Raw genomic sequence first — 6284 nt, 5'->3', positions numbered from 1 at the left:
AGTAGTGAAACGAAACAGCGCCGATGATAGTGTAGCATTTGCTATGTGAAAGTAGGACATTGCCAGGCTCCAAATACAAGAAAGCCCGACTCGAAAGAGGCGGGCTTTTTTACGTCTGCAGAAAAGTGAAATACCTGCCTTTACGTAATACCGACACGTTTTTCCACCCTCAAAATAGATCACATAATTAAGCGAATTGGTATTACAGTACACGCAAGTCTCTTAACTTAACTAATCTATTAAGATGTATAAAAATAATAGCTTTTAGTTCAGACTATTTTGATCCACACTCTTTAACTTTGACTATAGTTATACCTCATAATAATTATTCTGCAGAATTATAAAATGTCGTTACTTTTTAATATTCAGCGCTTTTTTATCTAAGTTGCTGAGTGTCTATGCGAAATAAAATATTTCAGATATTCGTTTTAATCCTGAGCCTACACCATTTACCGGCTAAATCGGATGAGTTTGATTTTTCAGGCTACGCACGTGTTATTGGTGGTTATTTAGATGAAAAAGATGTCGAATATAGAGGCTACGATGACAGTCTTAACTTTTCACCATCAAGTTTAATAGGTCTTCAAGCTGAGTATCAGTTTAATACAAACTGGTCAGTGACAGCACAAGGGTTATTTAGATCCGATAGCACAACGGTATCTGGTGAGAGTGGACTTGAATGGCTGTATTTAACTTATACGCCCACAACAAACCTACAGATAAAAATCGGTAAGCTGCGAACCCCATTTTTTACAATGAGCGACTTCTCTGATGTAGGGTTTGCATACCCATGGATCAATCCGCCACAACAAGTATACGACACGTACTTATTTAAAACATTTAATGGTATTGATGCTATTTACAAATTTGGCTCAGATGACTTTGATATCAGTATTGAAGGGTACTATGGCGAAGAGTCGGGAAGTATTGGCATAGGCCCTTTTAAAACAGGTTTTGAGGTGGATAATTTAGTGGGTGTGATAGGGAAGTTGAATATTGAAAATATAGAATTTAGGGCTTCAAGGTATAACGGTAACATAGCGTTAGATCTTAAATCGATTAACCAACTACAAGATATTTTAGAGGATTTTAATTTTAGCCAAAGTGCAGCATCGCTGACAACGCAGGGCAGTGCACATGCAGATCAATTTGGTGTTATTTATGATAATTTAGATTATTTTTTTAGAGGTGAATGGGTAAAGATTAAAACACAGTTAGATATAATTCCGACTATACGAAGCTATTACTTAACCGTAGGCTATAACAATGCACCTTTTACTTATCATTTAACCTTTGCAGACAGCGATGTAGAAATTAATGCCAATCAGAATGAAATCCCTATTGGTGCTAATGTAGAGCTTGATCAGCTGGCACAGGCTTATAACAGCGTGTTTGCAGAGTCGGCACCCGACTCACTAAAAACATGGACACTTGGTATACGATGGGATGTGCTACCTAATCTGGCATTAAAGGCGGAAGTATCTGCTTTAGAGGGCGATGAGGTTAGTAATTCTTTTTTTGTTATCCCTGAGGATGTTAGCTTTAATAGAAAAACGAATCTTTACCTTATTGGCTTAGATTGGGTATTTTGATGATGTACTCTAAGTTAACTTACGTGATTAGACATATAATACTGCTGTGTATTTTTACTTGGTCATTATTGTTTATTAGCGTCCAAGCCTACGCGGATAATAGCCACACAAGTAAAGTGATCATTGTTGTTAATACGGCCAATAAAAACTTAGCTTTGAGTAAGCAGCAAATTCGCCATATTTATATGGGCGGCGCGATGAGTCGTCAATTTAAAGCAGTAAATTTACCCGCCGGAAACCCGTTACGAATCGATTTTAATACGAAATTGGTTGGCTTAACCGAATCGAGAATTCAGGCTTATTGGGCTCAGATGAGATTTACAGGGCGTAGCAAGCCACCCGTAGAATTTAGCTCGACTAAAGAAATTATTGCGTATTTATTGAAAGAAGAAAATGCAGTTGCTTATTTGCCTGCTGATACAAAAATTCCGGACGAGTTAACTGTTGTAACGCTAACGCCTTAATTTATGGTTAACTAGTAGCGCTGATTTATTTTAAAGTTAGCGCTTTAAATGCCTCTTTTGCTTGGGCTTTAGCTGCTGGAATGTGTGCTATGGCTACAGGCTTTGCAAAATAATACCCTTGCATTTCATCACTGCCATTTTCAATTAGGTAGTTAGCTTGGCTGGCTGTTTCTATACCCTCACTACATACTTTTAAACCTAGGCGTTTACTTAAATCGAGTATGGCCTTTAATACCGCCGCATCCTTTTCTGAGCTATCAAATTGATTAACGAACATACGGTCAATTTTGATGGTATCGATATCTATTTTTGTCAGGTAGCTTAGCGATGAATAACCCGTTCCAAAATCATCAAGGGCTATAGACCCACCCATTTGTTTTATTTGGTTAAAGAATTCATTGGAGTTTTCAAAATTATCGAGATAGCTTGATTCGGTTATTTCAAACTGGATATTTGCAATGTCGACGTTGTATTTAACCAGTTTATTTTTTACAACATCAATAAAGTGATTATCTTTAAGATCATGGCTCGATAGGTTTAAAGAAACGAGTAAATGGTTACCTATAGTTTGCTTTAGTGTGGGTAAATCTTGAAATACCCTGGAGACAACCCACTGCGTGATTGCTTTTATTTTACCTGCTTGCTCTGCAATGGGTATAAATTCGCCTGGTGAAATGAAGCCAAGCTCTTCACTTTGCCACCTAATAAGGGCTTCAAGGCCATTAGCCTCACCATTGGCAGCTATTTTTAACTGATACACAACTTCAAACTCATTTTGCGCAATTGCATGACTAATTAAATTCGCCACTTGAGCCATTCGCTTGCTGTTTTCTAACATTTTTCTATGGAAAACGGTGTACGACCCTTTACCTTTTTCTTTTGAGGCATACATTGCGATGTCTGCATTACTAATTAACGTATTAATATCAAACTCTGCCTCTTTAGCGTGAGCAATACCAATACTTACCCCGGTGGGTATATCCCACTGGTTAATAGTAAAAGGCGTTTGCATTGAGCTGATAATTTGCTCCGCAATATTAATAACGTCGGTGTAATTATTTATATTACGCAGCATTATTAAAAACTCATCACCCCCTAAGCGTGCAATAACATCGTTTTCGCGTAAGTGCTTTTTGATATTACTGGCTACCGCCTTTAAAAGTAGGTCGCCCGTTTCATGGCCAAGTGTATCGTTAACACCTTTAAAGCTATCTACGTCAAAAAACATAATTGCTATATCTTGATGATTATTTTTACAGCGTGTTAATTCTTCTTTTAGTAAGCCCATAATAAACATGCGATTAGGTAAGCCAGTTAATATATCGAAGTTAGCTAAGTGCTCCATTGATTGCTTTTGCTTTAATAGTTGTGCGGTGTTTTTTTGATTAGTGAGCACTTGGGCATTAATAGTGTTAAGTAAGTTATTAATATCTTTGCCAAGTTGCGATACTTCGTCGTTGCCTGAGCCCTGGTATTGGAGTTGATAGTTAGTTGTTTTTTCTACTTTTTGTGTGAATTTAGAAAGTTTTAATAGCGGGCTTAATAAATGTTGGTATATCCAAAAAGAGATGAGGATGGTGATCACGATACTAAAAATAACGATAGGGGCTGCACTATAAAATAAGCTCGCTTTGCTTTCATTGAGGGGCTTATTAAAATCCTGAACAATTAATAGGTAGCCTATAGGGAACTGTTCCTCACCAATTGTTTTTAAGGCAACTAAGCCTTGGTTAGTAACACTGACGGTACGGGGCAAACTTTGTGGTTTGATCCCTTGTAACTGTGGAGAAAAATCCTCGAACTTTAAGTAATTAGGGTGCACGTAGGACTGTATTAGCTGCCAATTACTATCAAATACATTTACAAACTTTATGTGCTCGTACCTATCTAACCCCAAAAGCTCAGTTGTAATAGAAAATAAATCTATCTCTTGCGACATAACACGTAACAAATTATCTGAAATATTTGATGACATAGCATCGAGGTTTTCTTCAACTGATTGGCGGTATAAATCCTCGTGCTCATTAATAGCTAAATAAAAAACAAAACTAGCGCTTAGTACGATTAGACAAGTCGTAATAATAATAAATTTGTTACGAATACTATGAAACATTTAGCCAAATCCCTTCTTACTGTCATGCTCTTTCACTAAAAGAGTTATTACTTATTGTTGTTATTTATTAATAGAAGGCTTACGCGTAGCGCTGATGTTACTTACTAAATTTGTAAGTAAAAGAATGTGTTTAAATTCATAGAGTAACTATAGCTGGTTATTTTATTTTAGGCAGACTTACTTTGTTGCAATTTCATTCTTGGCTTAATAAGTGACCTGTGTAAGACTAATGCGGTTATTTATTAAATCAGGTGACATGAATGTCGAATATAAAAGCTTGGAAACTTATGAGCCTGTTTTGTTTGTTTGCAGTGCTTATGGGTTGTCAATCTAAAGAAGAGCAACTACAACAAACAATTCAAGAGTCTATTAAAAAGGCAGATGTTGAGCTTGCACAGCTTGGTACCGCGCTTGATAATGGGACTATACGTAATGCTGTATTGCTTAAAGAATATGGCAAACTCCTTAAACAGCAACAGCCAGAACTTAGTCAGGTTGTTGATGTAATTACCCTTGATGCTACAAGGCAGGGTGCCCTTTACAGTGGTTTAACACAACGACTTAAAGATATTAAAGGCACTTATTTAATCCCTCCTTACGAAGATACGCTACACAGTATTGATTTACTACGTGAGGCGGCTAAGCCTACGCTGTTTTCTGATGCGTTAACTGACCCGATTAATATGCTAGCGGATATGTCTAAGGGCAGCCTTGCGCGCGTTGGTGCTATTAGTAAAGAAGCGGAGGGCGCAGGCGAGGGTAATCAATTGGTGGGCAACCCTAATTACGGTAACTGGCAAACTAATAGTAATGGTATTAGCTTTTGGCAGTGGTATGGCATGTACCGTATTTTAGGCGATGTATTTGACCGTGTTGAATACGGACGTTGGAGCAGCCGCCGTAAATATAGCTATTACAACGATTACGGCCGCTATCGTTACTCAAGCCCTAAACAAATTAAAACGCAAAGTGCTTTAGAAACGCGTACGCGTCAATCGTACCAACGCCAAGGCAAACAGTTTACTAGCCCTTATGCGAGCAAAAAAACGGGTGCCTCGGGTTTAAGCCGCAGTAGTTATACACCGCCTAAAAGCCGCAGTAGTTACTCGCGTTCGAGTAGTTATAGCAACAGCTCTGGATCGGTACGCAATAGCGGTAGCAGAACCTCTCGTGGCGTGAGCCGTGGTAAGTAAAGAATAAGTTGGAGTTAGAAATATGTACGAATTTAATGGAATAACTACGTGGTCGCTACAAGCTTTGGCGATTGATTTTGCAATTATCGTGTTGTTATTTGTAAGCCTAAAATACATTAAGGGCTGGGTTTCAAACCTTCATGCAAATGACGAAATAACAGAACGCGATAACTTTGCTTTTGGTATTAGCTTTGCGGCAGGCTTAGTTGCACTTGCCATTGTATTAACGGGTGTGAGTAGTGGTGCCTTTGCTGCGTCGTTACAGCAAGAAGCCCTGCAAATGTTGGGCTATGGTGTATTAGCCATTGTACTGATTAAATTGGGCCACTTTTTTCAAGATAAGGTCGCGCTTCGTAAAGTCAGCCTGCACGACGAAATTGTAAAAGGTAATGTAACGGCCTCTATTATCGATTTTGGTCATGTAGTGAGTGTGGCTATTGTGATTCGCTCTGCACTTTTATGGGTAGCAACAGAGGGCTGGCATGGGCTGCCTATCGTTATTGCTGCCTTTATTATTGGCAGTGTTGCACTACTGCTTGTAAGCCAATACCGCGTACAATTATTTAAGCGTACCAATAAAAGCGGTGATTGTTTACAACAAGCCATTATTGATGGCAATTTAGCTGTAGGTATACGCTACGCAGGCTTTTTAGTAGGAAGTGCCTTAGCTATTACTGCGGCATCAGGTATTGCGCCGTATGCGGCCGATAACATTAATGCTAGCCTGCTTTATTGGGCTATTAGCGCGATTGTAAGTTTAGTGGCATTCATCATTTTGCACTTAATCACCATCAAAATAATTTTATCAGGTTGTGATATTTCAGATGAAGTTAACCGTCAGAAAAATGTAGGTGTAGGTGCTATTTCTGCTGCAGTGTCGTTTGCTGTGGGTATTACTATGGCAACCTTACTAGGCGCATAA

Annotated in this window: 5 protein-coding genes; 4 read left to right on the top strand and 1 reads right to left on the bottom strand. The window is 38.5% G+C overall.

The annotated features are described in order from the left end of the window. Window positions 1-398 precede the first annotated feature (398 nt). Together MTF68_RS18370 and MTF68_RS18365 are read left to right on the top strand one after the other, a co-directional pair. Window positions 399-1592 (top strand): hypothetical protein, encoded by a 1194-nt coding sequence (locus MTF68_RS18370; protein WP_248463273.1) that lies wholly within the window; start codon window positions 399-401, stop codon window positions 1590-1592. A gap of 23 nt (window positions 1593-1615) precedes the next feature. Further along, a complete protein-coding gene (locus MTF68_RS18365) occupies window positions 1616-2056 on the top strand; it encodes a hypothetical protein (protein ID WP_338128464.1) in 441 nt (146 codons plus the stop codon). Between the two features lie 25 nt (window positions 2057-2081). On the opposite strand, the gene MTF68_RS18360 is transcribed toward MTF68_RS18365, so the two are convergent. After that, the gene (locus MTF68_RS18360) at window positions 2082-4169 is read right to left on the bottom strand and encodes an EAL domain-containing protein (RefSeq protein ID WP_248463271.1); all 2088 of its coding nucleotides are present in this window, start codon (window positions 4167-4169) and stop codon (window positions 2082-2084) included. Window positions 4170-4429: 260 nt separating this feature from the next. Between MTF68_RS18360 and MTF68_RS18355 the strand changes: the two genes are divergently transcribed. Both MTF68_RS18355 and MTF68_RS18350 read left to right on the top strand, forming a co-directional pair. Continuing rightward, complete coding sequence (locus MTF68_RS18355; protein ID WP_004589136.1) at window positions 4430-5362, top strand: hypothetical protein; 933 nt, start codon at window positions 4430-4432, stop codon at window positions 5360-5362. 22 nt (window positions 5363-5384) lie between these two features. Next, on the top strand, window positions 5385-6284 hold the full coding sequence (locus MTF68_RS18350) for a DUF350 domain-containing protein (RefSeq protein ID WP_004589137.1): 900 nt from the start codon (window positions 5385-5387) through the stop codon (window positions 6282-6284).

Origin of the sequence: Pseudoalteromonas sp. 2CM37A (assembly GCF_023161885.1) — a bacterium.
Taxonomy (GTDB): domain Bacteria; phylum Pseudomonadota; class Gammaproteobacteria; order Enterobacterales; family Alteromonadaceae; genus Pseudoalteromonas; species Pseudoalteromonas atlantica.
The sequence above is the reverse complement of the archived record's forward strand: the minus strand, read 5'-3'. Positions and strand labels throughout refer to the sequence as shown.